Raw genomic sequence first — 25,593 nt, 5'->3', positions numbered from 1 at the left:
TTCGCTATACAGCATTTTAATTCTTGACGCGCGTAAAATTTTTCTAGAGCATACGAACAAGCTGGCGCATCGGGAGGCTTGCCAGCGTTTGGAGGAGAAAAAATGACTGACATGAAAAAACGGCCGATCGCCGAACAGAAGCCTATCGGCCACGTCACGACGATGCCCGTTGGGCACGTCACGACCGCCGACCGCCGGCAGTTTCTCATCGGCGCCGGCATGTTGGGCGCCGCGGCGCTCGGTTCCGGTCTCGGCATCCGCAAGGCGCGTGCGGCATCGCGCGCCGAAATCAGCTTCGCCAGCGCCGCCTTCTTCGGCAAGGAGACCTTCGGCGACCTGATCAGGGTTTTCAACGAATCGCAGGACCGCATCCTGGTCAAGAACATCGAACTGCCCCCGCCGAGCTCCTCGACGGAGGTCTATCAGGGTCTGGTGCAGCAGCTTGCCCGCCGCAGCGGCACGCCCGACGTGTTCAGCCAGGACGTCATCTGGATAGCCGGCTTCGCTGCCGCCGGCTGGGCGCTGGCGCTGGACGAATATTTCCCCGCCGACAAACGCAGCGCCTACTTCACCGGCACGCTCGATGCCTGTACCTATGACGGCAAGCTAACCGCCCTGCCCTGGTTCATGGATTCGGGCATGTTCTATTACCGCAAGGACGTGCTGGAGAAGCATGGCGGCAAGGTGCCTGAAACCTGGGCCGACATGGCGACCCTGGCCGCCGCGGGACAGAAGGCCGGCGACGTCGATTTCGGCTATCTTTGGCAAGGCAAGCAGGCCGAAGTGCTGGTCTGCGACGCCGTCGAGATCATCACCTCCAACAATGGCGCGATCCTGGCGCCCGACGGCAAGTCCTCGGTGATCAACCAGAAGGGCGCGGTGGAAGCCATCCAGTTCCTGCACGACACCATCGCCACCACCAAGATCAGCCCGCAGGATGTGCTGTCCTGGGACGAGGAGCCGTCGCGCCAGCCCTTCACCTCGGGCAAGGCGATGTTCATGCGCAACTGGTCCTATGTCTATCCGATCGCGCAGGACGCCAAGGCTTCGCAAGTGGTGGACAAGGTCGGCGTAGCGCCGCTGCCGGCTTTCTCCGGCGGAAAGAGCTCGGCCTGCCTCGGTGGTTACCAGCTCGGCGTCAACGCCAATTCGAAGCAGCGCGAGGCGGCGATCGAACTGCTCACCTGGCTGTCGTCGACCGAGACCCAGCATCGCATTGCGCTGAACTTCGGCCTGGCGCCGACCCGGCCGGCCTTGTTCCAGGACGCGCAGATCAAGAAGGAACAGCCGTTCATGGCGAGCCTGGAAAAAGTGTTCACCGGCGCCACCGCGCGGCCGAAGACGCCGCAATACGCCAAGGTGACGCTGGCGCTGCAGTCCGGCATCTCGAAGGCGCTGGTTTCCGGCAATGTCCAGGCCGAGATGGACGCGCTCGCCGACCAGATCACCAAGGTCGTCGCCTGACCATGACCGCGGCCGCCACCGTTCCAGGCGCTGGCCGGCCGCAGCGGTTCGGCAAGACCTTGCCCAGCGGGCTCTGGGCCTTGCTGCTTCTGGCGCCAGCCTTCGTTTCGCTGGCGTCGGTCTCCTTCTACCCGATCCTCAACGGTCTCTATCTCTCTTTAACCAACACCTCGCTGATCACGCAGGACCAGGACTTCACCGGCTTCGCCAATTACACGCAGCTTTGGGGCGACGCGCAGTTCTGGAATGCCTGGTGGCACACGATGTGGTTCACCTTCGCCTCCACCACATTGGAGACGGTGATCGGGCTTGGCATGGCACTGATCCTGTTCGAGGCGTTCAAGGGCCGCGGCCTGGTCCGCGCGGCGATGCTGGTGCCATGGGCGATGCCCACCGTCGTCACCTCGAAAATGTTCGGCTGGCTGTTCGACGGCCAGAACGGCATCATCAACTACATGCTTCTGCATCTCGGCCTGATCGACCAGAACATCAACTGGTACGGTTCGACCAGCACGGCGATGACCACCATCATCATCGCCGATGTCTGGAAGACGACGCCGTTCATGGCACTGTTGCTGCTCACCGGACTGCAGACCATCCCGAACTCGCTGATCGAGGCAGCGCGCATGGACGGCGCCAAGGGCTGGATCACCTTCTGGTACATCCGCCTGCCGCTTCTGATGCCGACGCTTTTGATCGCTGGCCTGTTTCGCGCGCTCGACGCCTTCCGCGTCTTCGACCTGGTCTATGTGCTGACCGGCGGCGGCCCGGCCGATTCCACCGAGACACTGTCGACGCTGTCCTACAAGGTGCTGTTTTCGACCTTGCAGTTCGGCTACGGCTCCGCCGTCTCCACCGCGATGTTCATCACCGAAGGCCTCATCGCGCTGGTCTTCGTCGCCTTGCTCATCCGGCAGATCAGGAGGGCGCAATGAACGACACGCGCTCGCCGCTGCAGAGTTTCTTGATCTATCTCGGCGCCTTCCTGATCCTGGTCTGGTCGGGCGGCCCGTTCATCTGGCAGTTCTCGACCTCCTTCCAGCTCGACAAGGCGCTGACCTCGGGCGCGCCGTCGCTGATCCCGCATCCCTTCACGCTCGAGCACTACTACAACGCCTTCGTCGAGAAAGAGCTGCACCGTTATGTCTGGAACTCGCTGGTGGTCGCGCTGGCGACGACCTTGCTCTGCTTGATCGTCGGCTCGCTCGCCGCCTTCGCGCTGTCGAGGCTCAACGTCAAAGGACGCTTCGGCATCTTGGTGGTCATCCTGTCGGTATCGATGTTCCCGCAGATCGCGCTGGTCGGGCCGCTCTATCTGCTGGCGACCAATCTCGGCCTGCTCGACACCTATACGGCGCTGATCATCACCTATCTGGCGCTCGGCCTGCCTTTGGTGACCTGGGTGCTGTTCGGCTATTTCGAGACGCTGCCACGCGAGATCGACGAGGCCGCGCGCATGGACGGGGTTTCGATCCCGGGCTTGCTCTGGCACATCATCCTGCCGATGTCGCTGCCCAGCCTGGTGACCACCGGCCTGCTTGCCTTCATCAGCGCCTGGAACGAATTCCTGTTCGCGCTCGCCTTCACCTCCAACATCGACCGCCAGACGATCCCCGTCGGCATCGCCAACTTCACCAACCTCTATTACGTGCCCTGGGGCGATATCGCCGCGGCCTCGGCCGTCGTCACCGTGCCGCTGATCGTGCTGGTGCTGTTCTTCCAGCGCCACATCATCGAAGGCCTGACCCAAGGTGGCGTCAAGGAATGAGCCGTATCAAGGACATGAAAGAATGATCGTGAAAGACCTCAAAGTCGGCTGCCAGACCTTCACCTGGGAAATGCTGGGCGACCGCTTCACCGGCGGCCCTGACGATCTGCTGAAGGCGATCGCCGATGGCGGCTATGCCGGTATCGAGATCACCGACACGATGATCGGCCGCTATGCCGACCGGCCGTCCGAGTTCGCCGTGGCGTTGAAGTCGTCCGGCCTGACGCTGGTTTCTTTCGCCTTCGGCTCGAAGAGCGGTTTCACCTTGAAGGAGAAGATCGGCGAGGACCTCGAAGCCGCGCGGCGCTGGATCGAGTTCGCCGCCGCCTTCCCGGGCGCACTGGTCTCGATGGGCTCGGCGACCGTGGTGTCCGACGGACCGCGCGACGACAAGTTCGCCGTCGCCGCCGAGGTCTACAACAAAGCGGGGGAACTTGGCCGCAAGGCCGGCGTCCAGGTCGCCGTGCATCCGAGCTCGCATCACAACACGCTGCTCTTCGACCGCGCCGACTATGACCGCATCTTCGGGCTGCTCGACGCCTCGCTGGTCGGCTGGGTGCCGGATACCGGTCATATCTTGCGTGGCCAGCAGGACATGGCCGATACGCTCACTACCTATCGCGACCGCATCCGCTATGTGCATATCAAGGATGTCGATGCGAGCGGCACCTGGACGATGCTCGGCAAGGGCATCTGCGACACGGGCAAGGTGATCGAGATCGCAAGCGCCGCGCCCAACTTCAGCGGCTGGCTGGTGCTGGAGGAGGAATCCGAAACCGCCGCCGCCGATCCCGCCGGCGCGGTCAAAACCAACCGCCAGACCATGCGCGGCTACGGAGCCTGACGATGATCCGCAAGCAAGACCGTCGCCTGCGTGTCGGTGTTCTGGGCTGCGGCCCGATCGCGCAGTTCGCGCATCTGGAATCCTGCGCGAAAGCGGCCAATGCCGACCTCTACGCGATCTGCGATGCCGCGCCCGATCTGCTGGCGCGCATGGGCGCGACCTATGAGCCGCAGAAGATATATGGCGACTATGACCAGATGCTCGCCGATCCCGCGCTCGAGGCGGTGATCGTCGCTACCTCCGATGCCTACCACGTGCCGATGTCGATCAAGGCGCTGGAAGCCGGCAAGCATGTGCTGTGCGAAAAGCCGATCGGCGTCTCGGTCGAGGAAGGCGAGAAGCTGGCCGAGGCCGTCAAGCGCTCCGGCAAGGTGCTGCAGGTCGGGCATATGAAGCGCTTCGATCCGGCGCTGGAAGCGGCGCGCGATTTCGTCCGCGACGAGATGGGCGAGATCCTGGCGCTGAAGGCCTGGTATTGCGATTCCACGCACCGCTACACCAACACCGACGCCGTGCAGCCATTGCCGGTTACCAGCAAACTGGCAAGGAAGCCGACGGGCAATCCAAAAGCGGATTTGCGGCAATATTTCATGCTGGCGCATGGCTCGCATCTGGTCGACACGGCGCGCTTTCTGTGCGGCGAGGTCACCGCCGTCCGTGCCCGCCTGCATGAAAAATTCGGCGCCTATTGCTGGTTTGTCGAAACCGAGTTCGCCAATGGCGCGCTCGGCCATCTCGATCTCACCGTCGCCGTGCGCATGGACTGGCACGAAGGGTTCCAGCTCTATGGCGAGAACGGCTCGGTGATCGCCAAGACCTTCAACCCCTGGTATTTCCGCGCCAGCGAGGTCGACATTTTCCACGAGAAGGATGCTACGGCGCGAAAACCGCTCGGCGCCGATGGTCATTTCTTCCGACGCCAATTGGAAGGCCTCGCCGACACCGTGCTCGACGGCAAGCCGCAGCGCGGCGCCACCGTCGAGGATGGACTTGCCTCGATCCGCGCCATGGTGGCGATCGCCCGTTCGGTCGAACGCGGCGAGCGTGTCGAGCTCGCCGGCGTGAGCGGAGCGGTCTGATGCAGATCGGGGTGTTCGCCAAGACCTTTCCGGGCAGCGAGCCGGCCGGCGTTTTGGCCGCCGTGCGCGACACGGGCTTTGCGGTCACCCAGTTCAACCTCGCCTGCGCCGGCTTGCCGTCGATGCCGGATGCGGTTCCGGACGAGGCGATCCGCGCCATCGATGCCGCAGGCAAGGCTTCCGGCGTCGGCCTCATCGCCCTGTCCGGCACCTACAACATGGCGCATCCCGACCAAGCCGTGCGCGACGACGGGTTGCGGCGGCTTGCGGTGATCATCGAGACCGCGGCCAGGCTTTCGATCCCGCTGGTCACGCTCTGCACCGGAACGCGCAACGCCGAGGACCAGTGGGCGCACCATCCCGACAACGGCGACCCATCGGCCTGGGCCGACATGGCGCGCGAGATGGAGAAGGCGTTGCTGCTCGCCGAGCGCCATGGCGTCGATCTCGGCATCGAGCCGGAACAGGCCAACATCGTGACCTGTGCCGACGACGCGATGCGGCTGATCGGCGAGATGGGCTCGAGGCGGCTGCGCATCGTGCTCGACCCGGCCAACCTCTTTGAACAGGCCAATCATGACGAAGCGCGTGCCATCGTCGCCGCGGCCGTCGAACGCACCGCGGGCCATGTTTCGCTCGCCCACGCGAAAGACCGTTTCGCCGACGGCCGCTTCACTACCGCCGGACAAGGCGTGGTCGACTTCGCCGACTTCATCGCCCGGCTGAAGACAAGCGGCTTCGACGGACCGCTGGTCACGCATGGGCTCTCGGCCCAAGAGGCGCCAGGCGTCGCGCGTTTCCTCAAGGAGTTCGTGTGATGGCGACGCTGCTGCGCGACGGCGCCACGCTGCTGGTCAGCGATACGGGCAAAGGTCTCCCAGTCGTCTTCCAGCATGGGCTGGGCGGCGGCGAGGCGCAGATCGTGCAGACCTTCCCGGCCGGCTTCCGGCGCATCACGCTGGAATGCCGCGGCCATGGCGGATCCGGGCTTGGCGACCGGCGGCCATTTTCCTTTGAGATGTTCGCCGACGATGTTCTGGCCGCCGCCGACCAGGCCGGCCTCGACCGTTTCATTGTCGGCGGGGTCTCGATGGGCGCGGCGATCGCGCTGCGGCTCGCCTGCCGCCATCCCCGGCGCGTTGCGGGCCTCATCCTGGTCAGACCGGCATGGACGTTTTCGCCAGCGCCGCCGAACTTGCAGCCAATCTCCGAGGTCGCCGGACTCATCCTGGAGCATGCGGCGGATAAGGGACGCTCGCTTTTTGCACAGTCCGATACCGCCATAAGGCTCTATCGCGAGGCGCCCGACAATCTCGCCTCGCTGCTTAGCTATTTCGATCGTCCCGATGCCAGGACATTCGCTCAGGTGCTTGCCAACATCGCCAGCGATGGGCCCGGTGTTTCCGAACGCGACGCGGCCGCGCTTGAAGTCCCCACGCTGATCCTGGGCAACGCGGTCGATGCCCTGCACCCGCTATCGGCTGGCTATGCGTTGGCCGCGGCAATTCCCAACGCGATTTTCGCCGAGATCACGCCGAAGGCGGCCGACAGCCAAAGGCATTTCAGCGAGCTGCATACGCAGATCGCGAGCTTTCTTCAGCCTCAATCAAAAGTCCGGAGCCTCATTGCGTCATGACCAGCAAACCCCTCTCCGGCCCCGCCGCCATCGCTGCCCTGCCGCGCGACCGCCTGCTCGGCGAGTTCTCGCTGTGGTCGGCGGATCTCGCCAATATGGAGCGCGACCTGAAGCGCATCGAAACGCATGCCGACCTTCACCATATCGACGTGGCGGATGCCCGCTTCACGCCGGGCTTCCTGTTCTTCCCTGACCTGGTGGCGCGGATCGCCAAACTCACGGCCAGGCCGATCCATGTGCACCTGATGGTCGAGGCCGAAATCGTCGAGGCGCAGACGCGTCAGTTCATCGAAGCCGGCGCCGACCTGATCACCATCCACGCCGAGAACGGCGAGGCAGGCCTGCGCGCGGCAAGGCTGGCGCGCGAACTCGGCGCCGAGGCCGGCGTGGTGCTGCGGCTGGAGACGCCGGTCGCGGCCATCGTTCCGTTCCTGCCCGAGGTCGCTTTCGTGACGTTGCTCGGCACCTCGATCGGCGTCAAGGGACAGAGCCTGTCGGAGAAAGCCTGCCCCCGCCTGATCGAAGCGCGCGCGCTGATGCGGCAGGCCGGCCGCGAGGCCGACATCGTGCTTGCCGCCGATGGCGGCATCCGCCACCAGACTGTGCCGCTGCTGCGGGCCGCCGGCGCGGACACGGTGGTGCTCGGCTCGCTCGCCTTCGGCGATCCCGACCTCGCTCGGCGCATGGCGTGGCTGCGCGGGCTGAAGGCAGCCGCCTGATGAGCACGCTTGCGCTAGCCTTTGACCTCGGCGGCACGGAGCTGCGCGGCGCGCTGGTCGAGCGCGGCGGCGAGGTTGTCGCGCGCGTCTCGGAACCGACAATGGCCGGCGCCGGCTCGGAAGCGGTGATCGGCCGGATCATCGCGCTCGCCAACAAACTCCTCGACGACCATCCGCAGGCCAAGGTCGTCGGCATCGGCGCGTGCGCGCCCGGCCCGCTCGATCCCAAGGCCGGCATCGTCATCGGGCCTCCGACGCTGTCGGGCTGGCACAATGTGCCGCTGATCGACATCCTCGGCCGCCAGTTCGGCCTGCCGGTGCGGCTGGAGAACGACGCCAATGCGGCCGCACTCGGCGAATGGCGCTTCGGCGCCGGCCGCGGCACCAGTTCGCTGGTCTTCGTCACCGTGTCGACCGGCATCGGCGGCGGCGTGATCGCCGATGGCCACATCTATCATGGCCGGCGCGGGCTGGCAGCCGAGATCGGCCACATGACGATCACCAGTGAAAGCGATCGCTGCTTCTGCGGCAATGTCGGCTGCTTCGAGGCGGTTGCTTCAGGCACTGCGCTCGGACGGCAGGCGACGCGGCTCGCAGCGCCCGGGGACGGTTCGTTGCTCAGGCGTCTTGCCGGGAATAGCGACGTCTCGGCCCGGCATGTCGTGGAAGCCGCGCGCGCCGGCGATGCGGCCGCCCTGCAACTGATCGAGGCCGAGGCGAAGTGGCTCGGCATCGGCTTCACCAATCTGCTGCATCTCTACTCGCCCGACCTGATCGTGATGGGCGGCGGGCTGTCCAACGGGTTCGACCTTTTGGCGGCGGGGATCAGGGCGACCATCGATCAGCGCGCGATGCACGCCTATCGCGACGTGCCGATCGTGCCGGCCGAGCTTGGCGACCGCGCCGGCCTCGTCGGCGCTGCCAGCCTGATCCTGTGGGAGGGCGAGCCGGGCACGGCGCTTTCGATGGTGCAGAACGAAGAGGCGAAGACCGGCGGACCAGCCGGTGCTAGAGCCGGATGATTTAGGGAGGCAAGCCATGGCTGAGCTCAAGCTGCGCGGCGTGCGCAAATCCTATGGATCGGCGGAGATCATCCGGGGTATCGATCTCGACGTCGCCGACCGCGAATTCGTCGTCTTCGTCGGGCCGTCCGGCTGCGGCAAGTCGACCTTGCTGCGCATGATCGCGGGCCTGGAAAAAATCACCGCAGGCGACCTCACCATCGACGGCGCGCGCGCCAACGACGTCGATCCTTCGGAACGCGGACTTGCCATGGTGTTCCAGTCTTACGCGCTCTACCCGCATATGAGCGTCGCCGACAATATGGGCTTCGCCCTGAAGATCGCCGGCGTGCCGGCCCCGGAGCGCGAGCGCAAGGTGAAGGAAGCGGCCGATGTGCTGCAGCTTGCGCACCTGCTGGAACGGCGGCCGAAGGCGCTGTCGGGCGGCCAGCGCCAGCGCGTCGCCATCGGCCGCGCCATCGTGCGCAACCCGAAAGTGTTCCTGTTCGACGAGCCGCTGTCGAACCTCGACGCGGCATTGCGCGTCTCGATGCGGCTGGAGCTGATGCGGCTGCACGAGCAGCTCAAGGCGACGATGATCTATGTCACCCACGACCAGATCGAGGCCATGACCATGGCCGACAAGATCGTGGTGCTGAATGCCGGCAGCATCGAACAGGTCGGCTCGCCGCTCGATCTCTACAACCGCCCTGCCAACATTTTCGTTGCCGGCTTCATCGGCTCGCCGAAGATGAACCTGATCAAGGTGAAGGCGACCGCGGCTGCAAGCGACGGCGTCGGGGTAAGCCTGCCCGGCGGCAAGTCACTCACGGTGCCTGTGGCGGCTGGCGGCATCAAGCCCGGCGACGAGCTGCTGCTCGGCATGCGGCCGGAGCATCTGAAGATCGCGCCCGACGGCCTGCTCAAGGGACAGGCAGCACTCGCCGAACGGCTCGGCAGCCTGACCATCTTCCATGTCGAGGTGACGCCGGAGGTTTCGCTGGTGGTGCAGGCCGAAGGCGGCGACGCCACGCCGCTGCACGCGCCGATCGCGCTCGATATAGCGCCATCGGCCTGCCATCTGTTCAATGCCGTCGGGCAGGCGCTGGCGCCGCTTCAGCGGACCTCAGTTTAGTCCGCCTCGACTTGCTCAGGCCCGCTTCGGGATTTCCCTGTTCTCGAGCAGCAGCGTCAGCCCCATGGCGACGAAATAGAGCGCCGCAACCCAGAGGAACATGACGTTGAAGCCGCTGGAATAGTGATCGAGCACCACCGCGCGGATCGCGGCCGGCAGGCTCGCGGCGATGTGCGGGGTGAGCCCGTTCAGCCCTTGCGGCAGCAAAGCGGCTGCGTCGGCGGGAAGCTTTGCCGTCTGCCGGTTCAAGGCCCAGATCATCACCGCGCCGTTCAGCGCCAGGCCGAGCGACGCGCCGAGCGTCCGCGCCTGGGTGATCAGCGAGGTCACCGCGCCGATGTCCTGCAGCGGTGCTGCCGCCTGGATCGCCACGATCAGCACCTGGAACTGCAGGCCCATGCTGACGCCAAATGTAGCCATCATCGCCGCCAGCACCCAGATCGGCGTGTGCTGGTTGGTGAAGACAAAGCCTATCATCAGCAGGCCGCCAATAGCCATCGCCACCACCGGCATCCATTTGTAGCGTCCAGTCGCGGCAATCACCCGCCCGGCAACGATCGAGATGACCATCGACGTCAGCGACGTCGGCAGAAACAGGAAGCCGACTTCGGCGGGACTGAGACCCGTCAACGTCTGCATGTAGAGGGCGAAATAGAAGAACATGCCCAGCGTCACCGTGCCGGCGACCAGCGACACGCCCGAGACGATGCTGACCGTGGAATTGCCGAACAGCCGCAACGGCACGATCGGCTCGTCGGCCCGCCGTTCGACCATGATGAACAAGGCGATGGCGACCAGCGCGAGAACCGGCAGCGCGAAGGTGAAGAGGTCCGGCCCGGACGGGTCGAGCACATGATAGCCCCAATAGACGATGGCCGTCGTGCCGATGGCGAGCAGCGCGCCGCCCAGATAATCGACATGATGCTTCTTCTCGTTGAAGCGGCTGCGCATGGCGAACGCCAGCACCGCTATCACGACAATGCCGATCGGCAGATTGACCAGGAATACCCAGCGCCAGCCGAACAGGCTGGTGATGTAGCCGCCAGCCAGCGGGCCGAGCACCGACGACAGCGCGAACACCGCCGAGCTGTAACCCTGGTACTTGGCGCGGTCGCGCGGCGAAAACAACTCGCCGATCATGGCGAAGGCCGAGACCATCAAGCCGCCGCCGCCAATGCCTTGGAGCACGCGCGCGGCAATCAGGCTCTCCATCGACCATGCCATGCCGCAGACCAGCGAACCGAGCAGGAACAGGCCGATCGCCGTCAGCACGACGTTCTTGCGGCCATACATGTCGCCGAGCTTGCCGTAGAATGGCGAGACTGCGGCGGTCGAGAGCAGATAGGCGGCGCCCACCCAGCCGAACAGATGCAGATTGCCGAGTTCACCGGCAATGGTCGGCAAGGAGGTGACGACGATCTGCATGTCGATGGTGGCCATGAACATGGCGATCAGCGCGCCGCAATAGACGATCAATGTCGTCAGGTCGGGGCTGGCTTCGGCTTGCGCGGGCGGCGCATCTGGGAGGGTCGAGTCGAGAGTCATTGGGTGTCTCCGTAGACTGGACGCGGCTTATGTGCCGGCAGCAGATATATGTCAACATCAAATATATGCTATCGGCACATAATTGACATCCGCACATATTTTTGCTAGCGCGCCATGGTATGAGCAACAACGATGCCGTGGCGGACAAGCCCGACCGATTTTCAGCCCTGTGCCAGACGCACGGTGACCAGGACCTCGCGGATCTGGCGCGCAGCAACGGCCTGTCAGAAGCGGCGGCCGAGGCCGTCGCCGCCATCGATGCGGTGATGAACAAGGTGCGCCGCTCTGTACAGCGCCGGGATTTCGGTCGTTTGATCCTGGAGCGCATCGATCCCTCGCTGGAAGTGAGCCACCTCGATGCGATTGTCGCGCTCAGCGCGTTCGCCAGCGACACGCCGCAGGACGAGGTGACGGTCGGCATCATCGCCGAGCGCATGGGAATCGACCCGTCGCGCGCCAGCCGCATCTCGGCCGATCTCGTCGAGCGCGGCTACGCTTTCCGCGTCGCCTCGCAACTCGATGCAAGGCGCATTTGCCTCAAGCTCACCGCCAAGAGCGAGCGCCTGGTGACGGCGGTGCGCCAGACCAAATGGCGGATTTTCGCTGGTGCATTGGCGCAGTGGGATCAGCAGGACCTGGTGACGTTCGCCACCTTGCTGGAGCGCTTCGCCGGTTGGGCGATCGACGATGCGGGGATGCGCAAAGCGGCGGATGCCGTCAAGCAGATGATGGACGAGATGGAACCGTCGCTACCCGAGGCCAAATAGGCGGCACAGCCGCAAGCCCAGCTCTGTCCGAACGCGACATCTCCTAATTCTATTGGCGGGTCAACTGTAGCCGTCGTCGCGCTCGCCAATCTGCTGCGATCGCCCATTCCTGTCGTGTTCCAGCGCATAAAATCCACTGCGCTCTATTTTAATTATTGACGTACGTAAAATTTTTCTAAACCATGCGGAAATGCTGGTGAGGCATAGACCAGCGCTCTGGGAGGAGCAAATGCCTGACACGGAAGAGACCCGCACCGGGCGCGCGTTGCGCGTACCAGCCGGTCATCGTTTCCCCGACGCAAGCGCCGGGGTCGCTTGTGTTCCGTCAGCGTTGCCGTTCGCAGAACAAGGAGCCGACAACCAAAAATCCGGAGGAGGAATAAATATGCGCATGTTCAATCGCCTGGCGCTCGGCGCCGGCCTACTGGCAACGACGCTTGCCCTACCCGCCCATGCCGAGGACGCCGCCAAGGTCGCGGCGATCGTCAAGGGCCTCGACAATCCGTTCTTCCAGACCATGCAGAAAGGCATCGAGGAGCAGGCCGAGGCGGACGGCGTCGGCGTCACCGTGCAGGCCGCCGCTAATATGGGCGACGCGACGGGACAGGCCGACAAGCTGACCGCCATGGCGCTGCAGGATTACGATTGCTACCTGGTCAATCCGATCAGCGTCTCCAATTTGGTGCAGGCGCTGGTGCCGGTCGCCCAGAAGAAGAAGCCGATCGTCAACATCGACTCGACCATCGATGCCGAGCAGGCCAAGGCTGCCGGCTTCACTGTGTCGACCTATATCGGCACCGACAATGTCGCGGCCGGCGCACTCGCCGGCGAGGAGATGCTGAAGCTGGTGCCGAACGGCTCCAAGGTCGCGCTGATCGCCGGCATCGTCGGCGATGTCGGCTCCAACGCCCGCATCAAGGGCTTCAAGCAGGCCGTCGAAGGCAAGCTCGACGTGGTGGTGATGGTGAGCGCCGACTGGGATCGCGAGAAGGCGCTGACGGCAGCGACCGACATCTTGCAGGCGCATCCGGATCTCGCCGGCTTCTTCGCCGCCAACGACATCATGGCGCTCGGCGTCGAGCGCGCGGTCAGGACCTCCGGCAAGGACGTCAAGGTGATCGGCCTCGACGGCATCGTCGACGCGTTGAAATCGGTCGCGGCCGGCGAACTCACCGCCACCGTCGCGCAATACCCCTATGTGGTCGGCGCGATGGGCGTCGAGGCCTGCAAGGCGGCGACGATGGGCAAGGAACTGCCCGCCAACGTGCCGGCGCCGGTGCTGTTGATCAACAAGGACAATGCCGAAGCCTCGCTGAAGAACTTCCCCGCTCCCGGCGGCGACTATCCCGATCCGCTGCGCGAGATGCTGAAGTGAGCCTTCCGACCGACAACGCGCCCGCCAACTCACAGGCGGGCGTGACGGAGGAGAGCCGTTCCTCCCTTGCGGCTCTCCTCCTCGATCCATCCTTCTGGGCCGACTGGGCATCCGTCGTCGGCCTGGTTGGGCTGGTCATCCTGTTCGGCATCACCTCGCCGGTTTTCCTCAGCCTCGCCAATCTGCAGGCCGTGCTGCTCGCCGCCGCGATCCTGGTCGTGCTGTCGATCGGCCAGACCTTCGTCGTGGCGACCTCGGGCATTGATCTTTCGCTTGCCGCCGCCGTCATGCTGGGCGCCGTCATCCTCGGCCTCCTCGACGCCGCCGGTTGGGGTATCTTCGCCGCCTGCGTGGCGGCGGTGCTCGCAACCAGCGCCATCGGCCTCGTCAACGGGGTGCTGATCACCGCGGGCCGAATCCCCGATTTCGTGGTGACGCTGGGCACGCTTTCGGGCATCACCGGTCTTGGCCTGATCATTTCCGGCGGCGAGCCCACCATGGTCGGCTCGACCTTTCTGCTCAAGCTCGCTTCGGGCAAGTTCGGACCGTTCGGCTATCCGGTCTGGGTGGCGATCGCCGCCCTCATCGTCGCCCATGTCGCGCTCTACCACACGCGCTTCGGCGTGCATCTCTTGGCAACCGGCGGCCAGGCCGAGAGCGCCGGCGCGCTCGGCATCCGCACCGACAGGGTGAAGATTGCCGCCTACACGATCTCCGGCTTCTGCGCCGGCATCGCCGCGATCCTCCTGGTGGCACGCATCGGCTCGGCCGAGCCGCAGATCAACACCAGCCTGCTGTTGAATTCGGTCGCAGCCGTGGTGCTGGGCGGCGTCAGCCTGTTCGGCGGCCGCGCCAGCATCCTCGGCCCGGCCATCGGCGCACTGATGCTGACGGCGCTTGTCAACGGGCTGACGCTGCTCAGCGTCTCGGCCTTCTATCAACCGCTTGCCGTCGGCGTCATCGTGGTGCTGGCAGCCCTGATCATGCGGTACCAGAAATGAGCGCGGCCAATCACATCCAACCCTCTGAAGCGATCCTCGCCTGCCAGGGGCTGAGCAAGCATTTCGGCGGCATCCGCGCCTTCACCGATGTCGACTTCCAGGCCCGTCGCGGCGAGGTGACCGCGGTGATCGGCGACAACGGCGCCGGCAAGTCGACACTGATCCGCTGCCTGGTCGGGGTGCATCAACCCGACGGCGGGACGATCCATTTCGACGGCCAAGCGCATCCGTTCGCCAATCCCGACGGCGCGCGCAAGGCAGGCATCGAGACCGTGCACCAGAACCTGGCGCTGATCGACGAATTGACGGTGGCGCAGAACCTTTTCCTCAACCGCGAGATCGTGCGCCGCATCGGACCGTTCGCGCTGCTCGACCGCAAGGCGATGAAGAACCAGGCGCGCGTCATGCTGTCGCGCCTGTCGATCAACATGCCGTCGGTCAGCCAGCGCGTGCGGCGGCTGTCGGGAGGACAGCGGCAGGCGATCTCGATCTGCCGGGCCGCCGGCTCCGGCGCCAAGCTGGTGGTGATGGACGAGCCGACCGCCGCGCTCGGCGTGCAGGAGACCGCCAATGTCGAGGCGCTGATCCGACGCTTACGCGAGCAAGGCGTTTCTATCATCCTGATCAGCCACAATTTCGATCAGGTACGGCGCCTCAGCGACCAGATCTGGGTGATGCGCGCCGGCAAGATGGTGGCGACGGTGCGTGCGTCCGAGACCAGCGGCAACGAATTGGTGGCGCTGGTGACGGGGGCGGCATGATCCGTTGCATGTCTCCCAAAAGTGTCCAGCGGTTTTGGGCCAAAGACATCCATCAAGACAACAATGAAGGGAGTGTGCCGTGGCGCTGATCCGTATCGGGCTTGTGGGTCTAGGAGAGGTCGCGCAGTCGATCCATCTGCCGGTGCTGGCCGACCAGAGCGACCGTTGGGTGATCGCCGGCGTCCATGATGTTTCGCCAAGCCTGGTGGGCCTCATCACGTCAAAATATGCGACGGCGAAAGCCTATGAGAGCGCGGAGGCGCTGATTGCTTCGCCCGATATCGACGCCGTCTTCGTGCTTTCTTCCGACGACACGCACAGCCGCTTCGTGCGCGCCGCCATCGAAGCCGGAAAGCACATCCTGCTCGAAAAGCCGGCATGCCTGACGGTGCGCGAGATCGATGAATTGCTGGCCTTGAGCAAGGACTACGACAAGACCATCTTTGTCGGCTACATGCGCCGCTACGCGCCGGCCTATCTGGCGGCGCGGCAGGAACTGCCGGCCTATGACGACATCACCCATGTGCGCATCTTCGACCTGATCTCGGAAGGGCGGCATTTTCTCAAGAAGAGCCAGAATGTGCTCTATCCCGCCGACATCGACCCGGCGATTCTTTCGCGCGGCGCCAGCGAGCGTGACGCGCTGATCCGCGAGGTGGTGGGCAAGGACGCGCCCGCCGATCTGGTGCGCGCCTATCGCGGGCTGACGGCGCTTTCCTCGCATCACATCTCGGCCATGCGCGGCCTGCTCGGCGAGCCGAAGCGGGTGGTGGCGGCGCACCGCACCAATGGTGGCGCCAACACCAGCGTCACCTTCGACTACGGCCATTTCGCCTGCCTTTACGCTGCGGTGGTCGACGATCTCGGCCTGTTCGACGCCATGATCGAGGTGCGCTCGAACAGCAAGCGGGTGCGCATCATCTATGAGACGCCCTACATCCGCAGCCTGCCGACGCGGCTGGAGGTGACGGAAGCCGGTCCGCTCGGTCCGGTGACGAAGGCCTTCGGGCCGCTCTATGGCGATGCCTTCTCCAACGAGCTGGAGATTTTCCATCGCCACATCATGGACGGCAGCAGGCCGCTCACCGACCTCGCCGATTCACGCCGCGACCTCGCGCTGATGGCGCAGATCATCGAGCGGATGAAGGAGAGCGGCGGGAGCTGAGAAAACCAAACCTTCCGGCGGCGCTCCACGAGGGCCGCCGCCGGACAAGTCATTCGAACGCTACTGCAATTTCGCCTGCAGCGCGTTGACGTCGTCCGTCGTCATTTCGCCGTCGGTCGTCACCTTGCCGTCGACGATCTTCCACAGCCGGAACGGGCCGGTGATGTCGCCATATTTGTCGAAGGAAACCGGGCCGATGACGCCTTCATAGCGGATCGGCTTGCCGTCCTTGATCAGGCCGAGCGCCTTGGCGAACTCCTCCTTGCCGGCGAAGATCGGCGTGCCGGCCGGATCGACCGCCTTGTACATGGCGTCCTTGATCTTGCCCGGATCTTCCGAACCGGCAATGGCGATGGCAAGGCCGACGATGGCGCCGGCGTCATAGGAACGGTCGGCGGCCGGGTTCGACGGTTCGATACCGGAGAACTCCTTGTAGTTCTTCATGAAATAGTCGGTGGAGGCCGTCGGGCTGGTGCCGGACGACGTGCCATAGGCTTCCTTCAGATAATCGGCGCCGACGGACTCGATGAAGTCGGGGCTGTTCATGCCGTCATTGAGCAAAAACTTCTGCACGCCGCCTTGCGAAATCCAGGTGCGGGCGACCGTGGCGCCGTCGACGGGCGTGCTCACGAGGTAGAGCCCGTCAGGCTCGCCCGCCATCGCCGCGGTGACCTCCGAGGCATAGCTCGACTGCTTCTCATTGTAGGGCGTGTCGGAGACGATGGTGCCGCCGAGCGCTTTGTAGGCGCGCGCGAACTCTGCCACCATGTTGACGCCGAAGTCGTTGTTGACGTGGATGATCGACAGTTTCTTGAAGCCCTTGTCGATGGCGTATTTGGCGGCGGCGACGCCCTGCAGCGCATCCGACGTGATGGTGCGGAAGAAGATGCCATTGGTCTTGCCGTCGCGGCCGAGCGCCGTCAGCGTCGGCGAGGACGACGCCGGCGAGACCTGGACGATCTTGGCCGGTCCGGTGACCGACGTCAGGATCGGGATCGACACCGAGGAAATGATGCCGCCGATGATCACCGGCACCTTCTTGACCTGAACCAGCTGGGTCGCGGCGTCGACCGCGATGTTGCCCTGGCTCTGGCTGTCGCGCGTGTCGGTGGCGAGATCGCAGCCGCGCACGCCGCCGGCGGCGTTGATGTCGCGGAAGGCCATCTCGACAGACTTGGCGCCGGCCTGGCCATATTCGCCCGCAGGACCTGTCAATTCCATGACGAGGCCGACGGTGATCTTGCAGTCGGCCGCGTGGGCGGTGCCGGCCATCGTCACGAGGGCAAGTGCTGTGGTGAGTTGGAGTATTGTCTTTTTCATTGCTGTTCCCCTTTTCGTTACACGACTAAAACTTTGCCTGTTCAGCCTCCCGGCACCTGCAGCCAGGTTTCATGCAGATGCCGCCATTCGACGCCGTTGGGCGCCGATGAACTGGTGGTGAGGACGGCGCTCGACTGGCGGCGGCTGTGCTTGCCCGCGCGCAGCTGCGCCTCGACGTAGAAGACAATGATCGTGTTGGCGCTCTGCCAACCGGGCCGGACGTCCTCGATCGAGATGGCAAAGCCATCGTCGCACGTGGCGCGGCTTGAGCGGACATGGTCGACGACAGCTGCGCGATCGAGCACCTTGCCGTCCGGCGCAACCATGCTGAGGCCATCGCCCATGGCGCGTTCGAAGCGGCTGAAGTCGACCGTGTCGGCACGCGCGGCGACGAACCAGTCGACGAAGAAGCGATGCAGGTCGATGACCTCCGCGCTGGCCTTTGAAAACAGCGTCGTGTCAGTGGCGTTCATACCCGCCCCGCGTTCAGATTGTAGTGCATGATCGAACCGTGGCGACCGTGACGGTCGCGCTCAAGCGTGTAGACGTCACCGTCGAGGCCGGGGCTTTGCGCAATCACGGCGCCGATCGCGGCGCGGTCCTCGGCCGACAGCGCGACGTCCATGATACGGGCATTGGCGAGCGCGTGCGCCTGATTGCGGGCGCCGACGATGACGGCGGCGGCCTGCGGCTGTTCCAGCACCCAGGCGCTGGCGATGGTGGCTATGTCGACGCCGTGGCGATCGGCCACCGCTTTCAACGCCTCGAGCAGCGATTGGAAAAGCGCCCAGCCGCCAAAGTCGTCGATGATCAGCTTGTACTTGACCAGCGAGCGGTTCTCGAGCGGCGCGGACGGCTCGGCCTCGCCCAGCCATCGATCGCTGAGGAAGCCGCCGGCCACCGATCCGTAGCAGAGGAAATGCATGCCATGCTGCTTCGCCAGCGCGGCAAGGTTGCGAGCCGGACGCTGGTCGAGGACGGAATATTGCAATTGCTGGCTGACCAGCGGGATGCCGGCAGCCAGGATTTCGCCGAGACGCTCGGTGTCGAAATTGGTGGTGCCGAGATTGCGCAGCTTGCCCTCGAGCCGCATCTCGTTCAGCCAGCCCATCGCCTCGACATAACGGGGCTGCTCATAATCCCACCAGTGGAACTGGACGAGATCGATGCGTTCGGTTTTCAGCCGCCGCAGCGATTGGTCGACGATGCCCCGGATATAGTCGCGGCTGACGCCGGCCAGCCGTTCAAGGTCGGGCACCAGCTTGGTGTGCACCTTCATCCTGGCGGCAACGTCGAGGCCGCGCTCGTTGGCCAATCGAAGGCGCGCGGCGCCGATCAGCTCCTCGACGCCGGTGTAGATGTCGGCGCAATCGTAGGTGAAGATGCCGGCATTGAAAGTGGCGATCAGGTCGGTCACCGCCTGACTGCGGTCGATGGCGCCGTGCCCGCCGGCGAGCTGCCAGCCGCCGCGGATGACGCGCGAGATGGTGTAGCCGGGGCTGAGCTCGAAGGTCTTGGCGGTCATTCCTGGTCGTTCTCCTTCGGCAGCGGCACGGCCGTGGTCTCGGCATGGCTGAACCGCCGCTTGGCCAGCCTGACGATCCGCAGCCGGCTGGCGCAATTGGGGTCGGGACAGGCGATCTCGGCGTCCGAGGTCATCCAGTCATTGCGGTCGGTCGAGCGCTGCTTTGCCGCGAGAAACGGCAAGACCGAGGCAAGCGAATAGATCGAAAAACTCTGCCCTGCCGGCATCGACAGCATCTCACCCTTGAGCTCGAAATAGTCGCCGGGCTTGGCGCCGCAATAGATCGGCTTGCCCTCGGGGATGACCGCTTCGACGCGAAGATCGAAGAGCTCGAAACTGTCGTCAGCCATGTCAGGCCTCCACCAGGCTGAAGGTGATGTCGCAGGCGCCATTGCGGCGGATCACGCCGCAGGCAGCGGCGAACTGGTCGCGCTGATCGGCTCGCACTTGCGCCACCACGCTGCCGGCCAACCAGCCGATCGGGAACAGAAGCCGCGCGCCCTGCCCGTAGTAGAGGCCGATGTCGAAGATCGCATTGGGATTGCCGCTCCACATGCGCGGCGGCACGTAGGACAACACGATGTCGCCCGGTTGCGGTGTCAAGGTCGCGTTCTCCGCCGGCAATGGCTGGGCGTAGGCTTGGCCCTCGAGATCCGCGGATGGAACCGGACAGGAAATTTCCGGACCCGTCCACATCGCATGGATACCTGGGACGACGCGTGGCGTGGCGAGATACGTCTGGAGAAAGGCTGCATTTTCCGGCGCTTTTTCGGCCAGCAGCAGCGCCGTCACGGAAAGCTTCGAGCGCGGCTCGGTGATGCTGATGGAGGTCATGTCTGGCCTTTTCCTGCGGATTGAAGCTTGTCGCGCAGGAAAGCAAAAGGCCGGCTGATGTCAGCGACCAATGCTTCGCGCGCGGCCTGCGCATCCTGTTTGGCGAGAGCCGCGACGATGCTGCGGTGATAGTGCGCGGTGTCGACCTCGCCGGCGTCGGAAAAGGCGTAGATGGCGACGCGGATGCAAGGTCCGGATTGCAGCCACAGGCTCTCGATCATCGGGATCAGCACGGCCGAGCCGCAGCAGCGATAGATCTCGAAATGGAAGCTCTGGTTGAGCGTCGCCTCGCGGTCGATATCCTTCTTGTGCTTCAAAGCCCGCATCTCGTCCCACTCGCCGAGCATGGCTTCGATGGACGCGATCTGGCGCTGGCTCATGCGGGTGGCGGCAAGCGCGATCGCTTCGCCTTCGATGAGGGAGCGGGCGCGCAAAAGGTCGTCGATACGCTCCAGCGTGATCGGCGGCACGCGCACCGAGCGGTTGGGCAGCGCCTCCAGCGCCTTTTCCGTGATCAGCCGTCCGAGCGCTTCGCGCACCGGCATGGTCGAGGTGACCAGCGCATCGGCCAGGCCACGGATGGTCAGCACCTGGTTCGGCTCGAACAGGCCGCCGATCAGGGCCCGGCGCAACTCGGAATAGACGCGATCCTGCACGGTCTCGCGGCCGACCGGCGTAAGCTGGGCCGCGATCGTTTCGTTGTTTCGTTCGATGGCAGCCTTTTGCATGGCACTCCCGGTCTTGGCCCGTTTTCGGCTTGCGGATGAAATTAAAGCCGAATAGCGTGATCAAAGCAAGTGTGATCACAAATCAAGGAGGCGACGACGATCGTCTTCGGCCAGAGGGTTTGATGAGCGAGGCAGCGGAGCGCCAAGGGCAAGAGACCCGGGCACCGGTTCTGACGGCAAGGAATGTCGTCAGGCGGTTCGGCGGCCTTGTCGCCGTCAATGACGTCTCGTTTGATGTCAGGGCTGGAGAGATTCTCGGCCTGATCGGACCGAATGGCGCCGGCAAGACGACGATGTTCGATCTGCTTGCTGGCAGCATAGTGCCGACCAGCGGCGATATCCTGCTCAACGGCACGCTCGTCTCTGGCGAAGCCGCGCATCTGCGCATCGGCCGAGGTCTTGGCCGCACCTTTCAGATCCCGCGCCCGCTGCCCAATCTGACGCTGATCGAAAACATCATGTTGGCCGCGCAGGGCCAGGCCGGCGAAAAGCTGCTCGCCAATTTCGTCACGCCGTGGCGGGTGGCGGCACAGGAAAAGGCGGCAAGGGCCAAGGCGCTCGACCTTTTGGAACTTGTCACCCTCACCCATCTCGCACATGAGCCGGCGCGCGTGTTGTCCGGCGGCCAGCGCAAATTGCTGGAACTTGCCCGCGTCATGATGGCCGACCCGGCGATCATCCTGCTCGACGAGCCGGCGGCCGGTGTCAACGCGACGCTGCTCGAAGTCATCATCGACCGCATCCGCGACATCAATGCACGCGGCATCACCTTCCTGCTGATCGAGCACAACATCGACATGGTGACGCGGCTCTGCCACCGCGTTCTGGTCATGGCGAGCGGCCAGCTGCTCAGCGAAGGCACGGCCGAAGAGGTCGCCCGCGACCCGCGCGTCATCGAGGCCTATCTCGGAGGCGCGACATGAGCGAGATCGTGCTCGATGTGCGCAACCTGGAAGCCGGCTACGAACCCGGCGTGCCGATCGTGCGCGGCGCCTCGATCAGCGTCAGCAAGGGCGAGATCGTCGTCGTGCTCGGCCCCAACGGCGCCGGCAAGTCTAGCTTCATCAAGGCGATCGCCGGCCTGGTCCCGATCACCGGCGGCGCGGTGCTGCTGGATGGCAAGGACATCACCGCCGCGCCGGCCCACACCATGGTGCGGCTTGGCCTCGCCTTCGTGCCGCAGACCGAGAACATCTTTCCGCTGATGTCGGTCGAGGACAATCTCAAAGTCGCCTGCGGCATCCTCGAACGGCGCGACATCCCTGGCCGCATCGAGGAGATGTATACCGCCTTCCCCGACCTCGTCCGCCAGCGCCGCACCGCCGCCGGCAATCTGTCGGGCGGGCAACGGCAGATGCTTGCCGTCGCCCGCGCCCTGATCGTCCATCCCAAGGTGCTGGTGCTCGACGAACCGTCGGCCGGCCTGTCGCCGAAATTCGTCTCGATGGTGTTCGAGATGCTGGCCGGCATCCGTAAGTCCGGCGTCACCATCCTTCTGGTCGAACAGAACGCCAAGGCGGCGCTGGCCATCGGCGACCGCGCCTATGTGCTGGTCGAGGGCAAGGACCGGCACGAGGGCGTCGCCTCCGAACTCTGGAACGATCCGGTTGTCGCCGAACTCTATCTCGGCCAGCGCCCTTCTCGCGCCGGCAAGGGAGGCTCGGCATGAGCCTGCAATTTATCGTCGACGGGTTGCTCACCGGTTCGATGATCGGCCTCGGCGCCATCGGCGTGACGCTGACCTATTCGATCCTGCGCTTCTCGAATTTTGCCCATGGCGACTTCATGGCCTGGGGCACCTATGCGACGCTCACCGTGGTCAGCGCCATCGGGGCGATGTTCGGCAAAATAGCGCCGATCGCGCCGCTGTCCTTCGGCTGGCCGCTGCTCGTCGCGCTGGTCGTCGGCATGGCGTTCACCGCTCTGCTGGCGCTGCTGCTCGACAAGGTGCTGTTTTCGCGGCTGCGCTCGCAGGGGCAAGCGATCATCGTGGTGATGGCGAGCTTCGGCGCTTCGATGGCGCTCAGGAGCCTGCTCGAATTCACCTTCACTTCGCGACCGACCTATTTCAGCCGGGCGATCCAGATCGCCATGCCGGTCGGTTTCGGCATCCGCATCACGCCTGACCAGATCGCATTGCTGCTGCTGACCGCAGTGCTGGTGCTCGGCGTGCATCTGTTGATGACGCGCACGCAGACCGGCCGCTCGATGCAGGCGCTGAGCCAGAATGCAGCCCTTGCCCGCATCGTCGGCATCGACGTCGCCAGCGTGGTGCGCGTCACCTGGATCATCGGCGCGGCACTCGCCTGCGTCGCCGGCGTGATGATCGGCATTCTGGTGCAGATCCGCCCGTTCATGGGCTTCGACATGCTTCTGCCGATGTTTGCCGCCGCCATTCTCGGCGGTATCGGCAGCATCCCGGGCGCGGTGCTCGGCGGCTTGATCATCGGGCTCGCCGAAGCCGGCGCAGTGCAGCTGATCGGCGCCGAATGGCGCGCCGCCGTCTCCTTCATCATCCTGATGGCGGTGCTGTTCGTGCGGCCGATCGGCCTTTTTGGTGTGAAGGAACGCTGATGGACCTGCTCGGCTACGGCGCCTTCTTCCTGACCACCGCACTGATCTTTTCGCTGGTCACTTTAGGGCTCAATCTGCAGTGGGGGTTGACCGGCCTGTTCAATGTCGGCCTCGCCGGTTTCGTCGCCATCGGCGCCTATACATCCGCGCTGCTGACGACACCGGACGATGCCGCGCGGCTCGGCGGGTTTGGCCTGCCGATCCTGGTCGGCTGGGCGGGCGCCACGGTCGCCGGCGGCATTGCCGCGGCGCTGACCGGCATGGCGACATTGCGGCTCAGGTCCGACTATCTGGCGATCACCACTTTCGGCGTCGCCGTCGTCGTGCAACTGGTCGCGCTCAACGCGCAGAAGCTGACCGGCGGGCCATTCGGCATCGGCTTCATCCCGCGTCCTTTCGGCGGCCTTGCCGAGACGCCGCTGCTGTTCAACCTGTCGAACCTCGCCGTGGTCGCGGCTGTCACGCTGATCGCCTATCTCGCATTGGAGCATCTGGCGCGCAGCCCGTGGGGCCGGGTGTTGAAGGCGCTGCGCGAGGACGAGCGGGCGGCGATCTCGCTCGGCAAGAGTGCGCGTTTCTACCGCGTCCAGGCGTTTGCCGTCGGCGGCGCCATCATGGCGCTGGCCGGCGCGCTGCAAGCGCATTTCACCGGCTTCATCGCGCCGGACAATTACCTGCCGATCTTGACCTTCCAGGTCTGGGTGATGCTGATCGTCGGCGGCTCGGGCAGCAATCTCGGCGCCGTCATCGGCAGCATCCTCGTGTGGGGGATATGGGCCGGGTCCGGCACACTGACCAGCGTGCTGTTTTCGCCCGAGCAGCAGGCGCGCGCGGCCTCGCTGCAGATCGTCGCAATCGGCGTCATGCTTTGCGTCATCCTGTTGATCCGGCCGAAGGGATTGTTCGGCGACAGGCCACGGCGGACGCGTTTCGGCAAGCGGGCGAAGGCGGCCGTGGGCGAGAGCAATTCCAGCTCATGAATGCCGTGATCCGACAGGAAACCCGCGGCGCATCGCTTTGGCATGCCGTCAGCCGCAACCGCCGCGCCCGGCCTACGCTGCAAGACGAGATCAATGTCGACCTGGCCATCGTCGGCGGTGGTTTTTCCGGCCTGTCGACCGCGTTGCACGCCGCCGGGAAAGGGCTGTCGGTCGCTGTCCTCGAAGCGGAAATCATCGCCTGGGGCGCGACCGGCCGGAATGCCGGTTTCGTCGTGCCGAACTTCGCCAAGATGGATCCGGACAGCATCCTTGCGCATCTCGGCCCCGAGCGCGGCGAACGCCTGATCGACTTTGCCGCCGGCAGCGCCGATCTGGTTTTCGGCCTGATACGGCGCCACGGCATCGACTGCGACGCCGTCCAGAACGGATGGATCCAGCCGGCGCATTCGCCCGCCGCCTTCGAGAAGGTCAAATCACGAGCCGACCAATGGGCGCTGCGCGGCCGGCCAGCCATTGCGCTCGATCGGCAGGACGTCGAGGCGCTGACGGGCGCGCGCGGTTACGCCGGCGGCTGGATGGATCGTTCGGGCGGCGTGCTCAATCCGGTCGCCTATGCGAACGGACTGGCCGATGCGGCGGAGAAGGCTGGGGCCAAGATCTTCGAGCACACGCCGGTCACCTCGGTCGATCGCGTGGCCGATGGCTGGAGGCTGAAAACACCATCGGGCTCGGCGCGCGCAGGCAAGGTGCTGATCGCCACCAACGCCTATGGCGGGTCGCTCAATCCGCTGCTGCAGCGAACCTATGTTCCGCTGAAGGTTTTTCAGATCGCGACCGAGCCGCTGCCGCGCGACGTGCGCACGCGTTTGCTGCCTGGCGGGCAAGGCGTCGGCGACACCAGGCGCAATCTCTTCACCTTCCGCTTCGATGCCGACAACCGGCTGATCAGCGGCGGCATGCATATTCTGAGCGCCGGCGCCGACACACGCGTGCCGCAGACAATCTGGCGACGGCTTGGCCATCATCTCGATCTGCCCGATTTGCCGCCGCTGGCCTATAGCTGGACGGGAGTGGCGGCGGTCGAACCGGATTTCCTGCCGCACCTGGTCGACCTTGGACCGGGACTGATCGCCGGCCGCGCCTGCAACGGACGCGGCATCGCCATGACGACGGCGATGGGCAAGGTGCTGGCCGACTGGGCGAGCGGCGCGGACGCCCGCGGCTTGCCGCTTCCTTTCGCGCCGCCATCGCCGATCCCGTTCCACGACATCGTGCGCTATGCGCCTAATGTGCTGCTGCCCTGGAGCATGTTGCGCGATCGGCTGGAGACGGCAGGCTAGGGCCTGTTGAGAATCAGGATTCCCCTGAGAGCTTTTGAATGATTCAAGCCTCGTTTTGGAGGCATTGATGA

27 protein-coding genes are annotated in these 25,593 nt (G+C 64.9%); 20 read left to right on the top strand and 7 right to left on the bottom strand.

Annotation, left to right across the window (positions count from 1 at the left end; translation table 11 throughout):
• Positions 1-102 precede the first annotated feature (102 nt).
• The 10 genes from AB6802_RS28505 to AB6802_RS28460 are packed head-to-tail and all read left to right on the top strand — an operon-like array spanning position 103 to position 9,646.
• A complete protein-coding gene (locus AB6802_RS28505; RefSeq protein WP_371013545.1) occupies positions 103-1,464 on the top strand; it encodes an ABC transporter substrate-binding protein in 1,362 nt (453 codons plus the stop codon).
• A 2-nt stretch (positions 1,465-1,466) separates the two neighbouring features.
• Positions 1,467-2,399 (top strand): carbohydrate ABC transporter permease, encoded by a 933-nt coding sequence (locus AB6802_RS28500; protein WP_371013544.1) that lies wholly within the window; start codon positions 1,467-1,469, stop codon positions 2,397-2,399.
• Positions 2,396-3,232 (top strand): carbohydrate ABC transporter permease, encoded by an 837-nt coding sequence (locus AB6802_RS28495; protein WP_371013543.1) that lies wholly within the window; start codon positions 2,396-2,398, stop codon positions 3,230-3,232. The genes AB6802_RS28500 and AB6802_RS28495 overlap by 4 nt, the downstream gene beginning before the upstream one ends.
• Positions 3,233-3,254: 22 nt before the next feature.
• A complete protein-coding gene (locus AB6802_RS28490) occupies positions 3,255-4,076 on the top strand; it encodes a sugar phosphate isomerase/epimerase family protein (RefSeq protein WP_371013542.1) in 822 nt (273 codons plus the stop codon).
• Between the two features lie 2 nt (positions 4,077-4,078).
• Positions 4,079-5,155: a Gfo/Idh/MocA family protein gene (locus AB6802_RS28485; RefSeq protein WP_371013541.1), complete on the top strand. Its 1,077-nt coding sequence runs from the start codon at positions 4,079-4,081 to the stop codon at positions 5,153-5,155.
• Entirely contained in the window at positions 5,155-5,973 is an 819-nt protein-coding gene (locus tag AB6802_RS28480) for a sugar phosphate isomerase/epimerase family protein (protein ID WP_371013540.1), read from the top strand. The genes AB6802_RS28485 and AB6802_RS28480 overlap by 1 nt, the downstream gene beginning before the upstream one ends.
• Positions 5,973-6,791 carry an alpha/beta fold hydrolase gene (locus tag AB6802_RS28475; protein WP_371013539.1) on the top strand — a complete coding sequence of 273 codons (819 nt, stop codon included), beginning with the start codon at positions 5,973-5,975 and terminating at the stop codon, positions 6,789-6,791. The genes AB6802_RS28480 and AB6802_RS28475 overlap by 1 nt, the downstream gene beginning before the upstream one ends.
• The gene (locus AB6802_RS28470) at positions 6,788-7,510 is read left to right on the top strand and encodes a ribulose-phosphate 3-epimerase (RefSeq protein WP_371013538.1); all 723 of its coding nucleotides are present in this window, start codon (positions 6,788-6,790) and stop codon (positions 7,508-7,510) included. The genes AB6802_RS28475 and AB6802_RS28470 overlap by 4 nt, the downstream gene beginning before the upstream one ends.
• Positions 7,510-8,532, top strand: coding sequence for an ROK family protein (locus AB6802_RS28465; RefSeq protein WP_371013537.1), 1,023 nt, complete (start codon positions 7,510-7,512; stop codon positions 8,530-8,532). The genes AB6802_RS28470 and AB6802_RS28465 overlap by 1 nt, the downstream gene beginning before the upstream one ends.
• 16 nt (positions 8,533-8,548) lie before the next feature.
• On the top strand, positions 8,549-9,646 hold the full coding sequence (locus tag AB6802_RS28460; RefSeq protein WP_371013536.1) for an ABC transporter ATP-binding protein: 1,098 nt from the start codon (positions 8,549-8,551) through the stop codon (positions 9,644-9,646).
• Between the two features lie 15 nt (positions 9,647-9,661).
• Here AB6802_RS28460 and AB6802_RS28455 read toward each other — a convergent pair whose 3' ends face one another.
• Positions 9,662-11,191, bottom strand: coding sequence for an MDR family MFS transporter (locus AB6802_RS28455; RefSeq protein ID WP_371013535.1), 1,530 nt, complete (start codon positions 11,189-11,191; stop codon positions 9,662-9,664).
• Between the two features lie 119 nt (positions 11,192-11,310).
• On the opposite strand from AB6802_RS28455, the gene AB6802_RS28450 reads away from it, so the two are divergent.
• The 5 genes from AB6802_RS28450 to AB6802_RS28430 all read left to right on the top strand — a co-directional run bounded on the left by AB6802_RS28450 (position 11,311) and on the right by AB6802_RS28430 (position 16,260).
• Positions 11,311-11,958, top strand: a complete 648-nt coding sequence (locus AB6802_RS28450) for a MarR family winged helix-turn-helix transcriptional regulator (protein ID WP_371013534.1) — start codon at positions 11,311-11,313, stop codon at positions 11,956-11,958.
• A gap of 385 nt (positions 11,959-12,343) precedes the next feature.
• Positions 12,344-13,333 (top strand): substrate-binding domain-containing protein, encoded by a 990-nt coding sequence (locus AB6802_RS28445; protein ID WP_371013533.1) that lies wholly within the window; start codon positions 12,344-12,346, stop codon positions 13,331-13,333.
• On the top strand, positions 13,330-14,334 hold the full coding sequence (locus AB6802_RS28440) for an ABC transporter permease (RefSeq protein ID WP_371013532.1): 1,005 nt from the start codon (positions 13,330-13,332) through the stop codon (positions 14,332-14,334). Before AB6802_RS28445 ends, AB6802_RS28440 begins: the two co-directional genes overlap by 4 nt.
• Entirely contained in the window at positions 14,331-15,095 is a 765-nt protein-coding gene (locus tag AB6802_RS28435) for an ATP-binding cassette domain-containing protein (RefSeq protein WP_371013531.1), read from the top strand. Before AB6802_RS28440 ends, AB6802_RS28435 begins: the two co-directional genes overlap by 4 nt.
• Before the next feature lie 79 nt (positions 15,096-15,174).
• A complete protein-coding gene (locus AB6802_RS28430) occupies positions 15,175-16,260 on the top strand; it encodes a Gfo/Idh/MocA family protein (RefSeq protein WP_371013530.1) in 1,086 nt (361 codons plus the stop codon).
• Between the two features lie 60 nt (positions 16,261-16,320).
• On the opposite strand, the gene AB6802_RS28425 is transcribed toward AB6802_RS28430, so the two are convergent.
• From AB6802_RS28425 to AB6802_RS28400, 6 genes are read right to left on the bottom strand one after another with little or no spacing between them, the layout of a single operon-like run.
• Entirely contained in the window at positions 16,321-17,580 is a 1,260-nt protein-coding gene (locus AB6802_RS28425) for an ABC transporter substrate-binding protein (RefSeq protein WP_371013529.1), read from the bottom strand.
• Between the two features lie 41 nt (positions 17,581-17,621).
• The gene (locus AB6802_RS28420; protein ID WP_371013528.1) at positions 17,622-18,053 is read right to left on the bottom strand and encodes a hypothetical protein; all 432 of its coding nucleotides are present in this window, start codon (positions 18,051-18,053) and stop codon (positions 17,622-17,624) included.
• Positions 18,050-19,105 carry an aldo/keto reductase gene (locus tag AB6802_RS28415; RefSeq protein ID WP_371013527.1) on the bottom strand — a complete coding sequence of 352 codons (1,056 nt, stop codon included), beginning with the start codon at positions 19,103-19,105 and terminating at the stop codon, positions 18,050-18,052. Before AB6802_RS28415 ends, AB6802_RS28420 begins: the two co-directional genes overlap by 4 nt.
• A complete protein-coding gene (locus AB6802_RS28410) occupies positions 19,102-19,455 on the bottom strand; it encodes a TIGR04076 family protein (protein ID WP_371013526.1) in 354 nt (117 codons plus the stop codon). The genes AB6802_RS28415 and AB6802_RS28410 overlap by 4 nt, the downstream gene beginning before the upstream one ends.
• A gap of 1 nt (position 19,456) precedes the next feature.
• The gene (locus tag AB6802_RS28405; RefSeq protein ID WP_371013525.1) at positions 19,457-19,939 is read right to left on the bottom strand and encodes a DUF3830 family protein; all 483 of its coding nucleotides are present in this window, start codon (positions 19,937-19,939) and stop codon (positions 19,457-19,459) included.
• On the bottom strand, positions 19,936-20,667 hold the full coding sequence (locus AB6802_RS28400) for a GntR family transcriptional regulator (RefSeq protein ID WP_371013524.1): 732 nt from the start codon (positions 20,665-20,667) through the stop codon (positions 19,936-19,938). The genes AB6802_RS28405 and AB6802_RS28400 overlap by 4 nt, the downstream gene beginning before the upstream one ends.
• A gap of 122 nt (positions 20,668-20,789) precedes the next feature.
• Here AB6802_RS28400 and AB6802_RS28395 point away from each other — a divergent pair, with 122 nt between their 5' ends.
• The 5 genes from AB6802_RS28395 to AB6802_RS28375 are packed head-to-tail and all read left to right on the top strand — an operon-like array spanning position 20,790 to position 25,522.
• Entirely contained in the window at positions 20,790-21,590 is an 801-nt protein-coding gene (locus AB6802_RS28395; protein ID WP_371013523.1) for an ABC transporter ATP-binding protein, read from the top strand.
• Positions 21,587-22,336: an ABC transporter ATP-binding protein gene (locus AB6802_RS28390; protein WP_371013522.1), complete on the top strand. Its 750-nt coding sequence runs from the start codon at positions 21,587-21,589 to the stop codon at positions 22,334-22,336. The genes AB6802_RS28395 and AB6802_RS28390 overlap by 4 nt, the downstream gene beginning before the upstream one ends.
• On the top strand, positions 22,333-23,241 hold the full coding sequence (locus AB6802_RS28385) for a branched-chain amino acid ABC transporter permease (protein WP_371013521.1): 909 nt from the start codon (positions 22,333-22,335) through the stop codon (positions 23,239-23,241). Before AB6802_RS28390 ends, AB6802_RS28385 begins: the two co-directional genes overlap by 4 nt.
• A complete protein-coding gene (locus AB6802_RS28380) occupies positions 23,238-24,221 on the top strand; it encodes a branched-chain amino acid ABC transporter permease (protein ID WP_371013608.1) in 984 nt (327 codons plus the stop codon). Before AB6802_RS28385 ends, AB6802_RS28380 begins: the two co-directional genes overlap by 4 nt.
• Positions 24,218-25,522, top strand: a complete 1,305-nt coding sequence (locus AB6802_RS28375; RefSeq protein ID WP_371013520.1) for an NAD(P)/FAD-dependent oxidoreductase — start codon at positions 24,218-24,220, stop codon at positions 25,520-25,522. Before AB6802_RS28380 ends, AB6802_RS28375 begins: the two co-directional genes overlap by 4 nt.
• Positions 25,523-25,593: the final 71 nt, after the last annotated feature.

The organism is Mesorhizobium sp. RCC_202, from assembly GCF_041355295.1.
GTDB lineage: Bacteria > Pseudomonadota > Alphaproteobacteria > Rhizobiales > Rhizobiaceae > Mesorhizobium.
The sequence above is the reverse complement of the archived record's forward strand: the minus strand, read 5'-3'. Positions and strand labels throughout refer to the sequence as shown.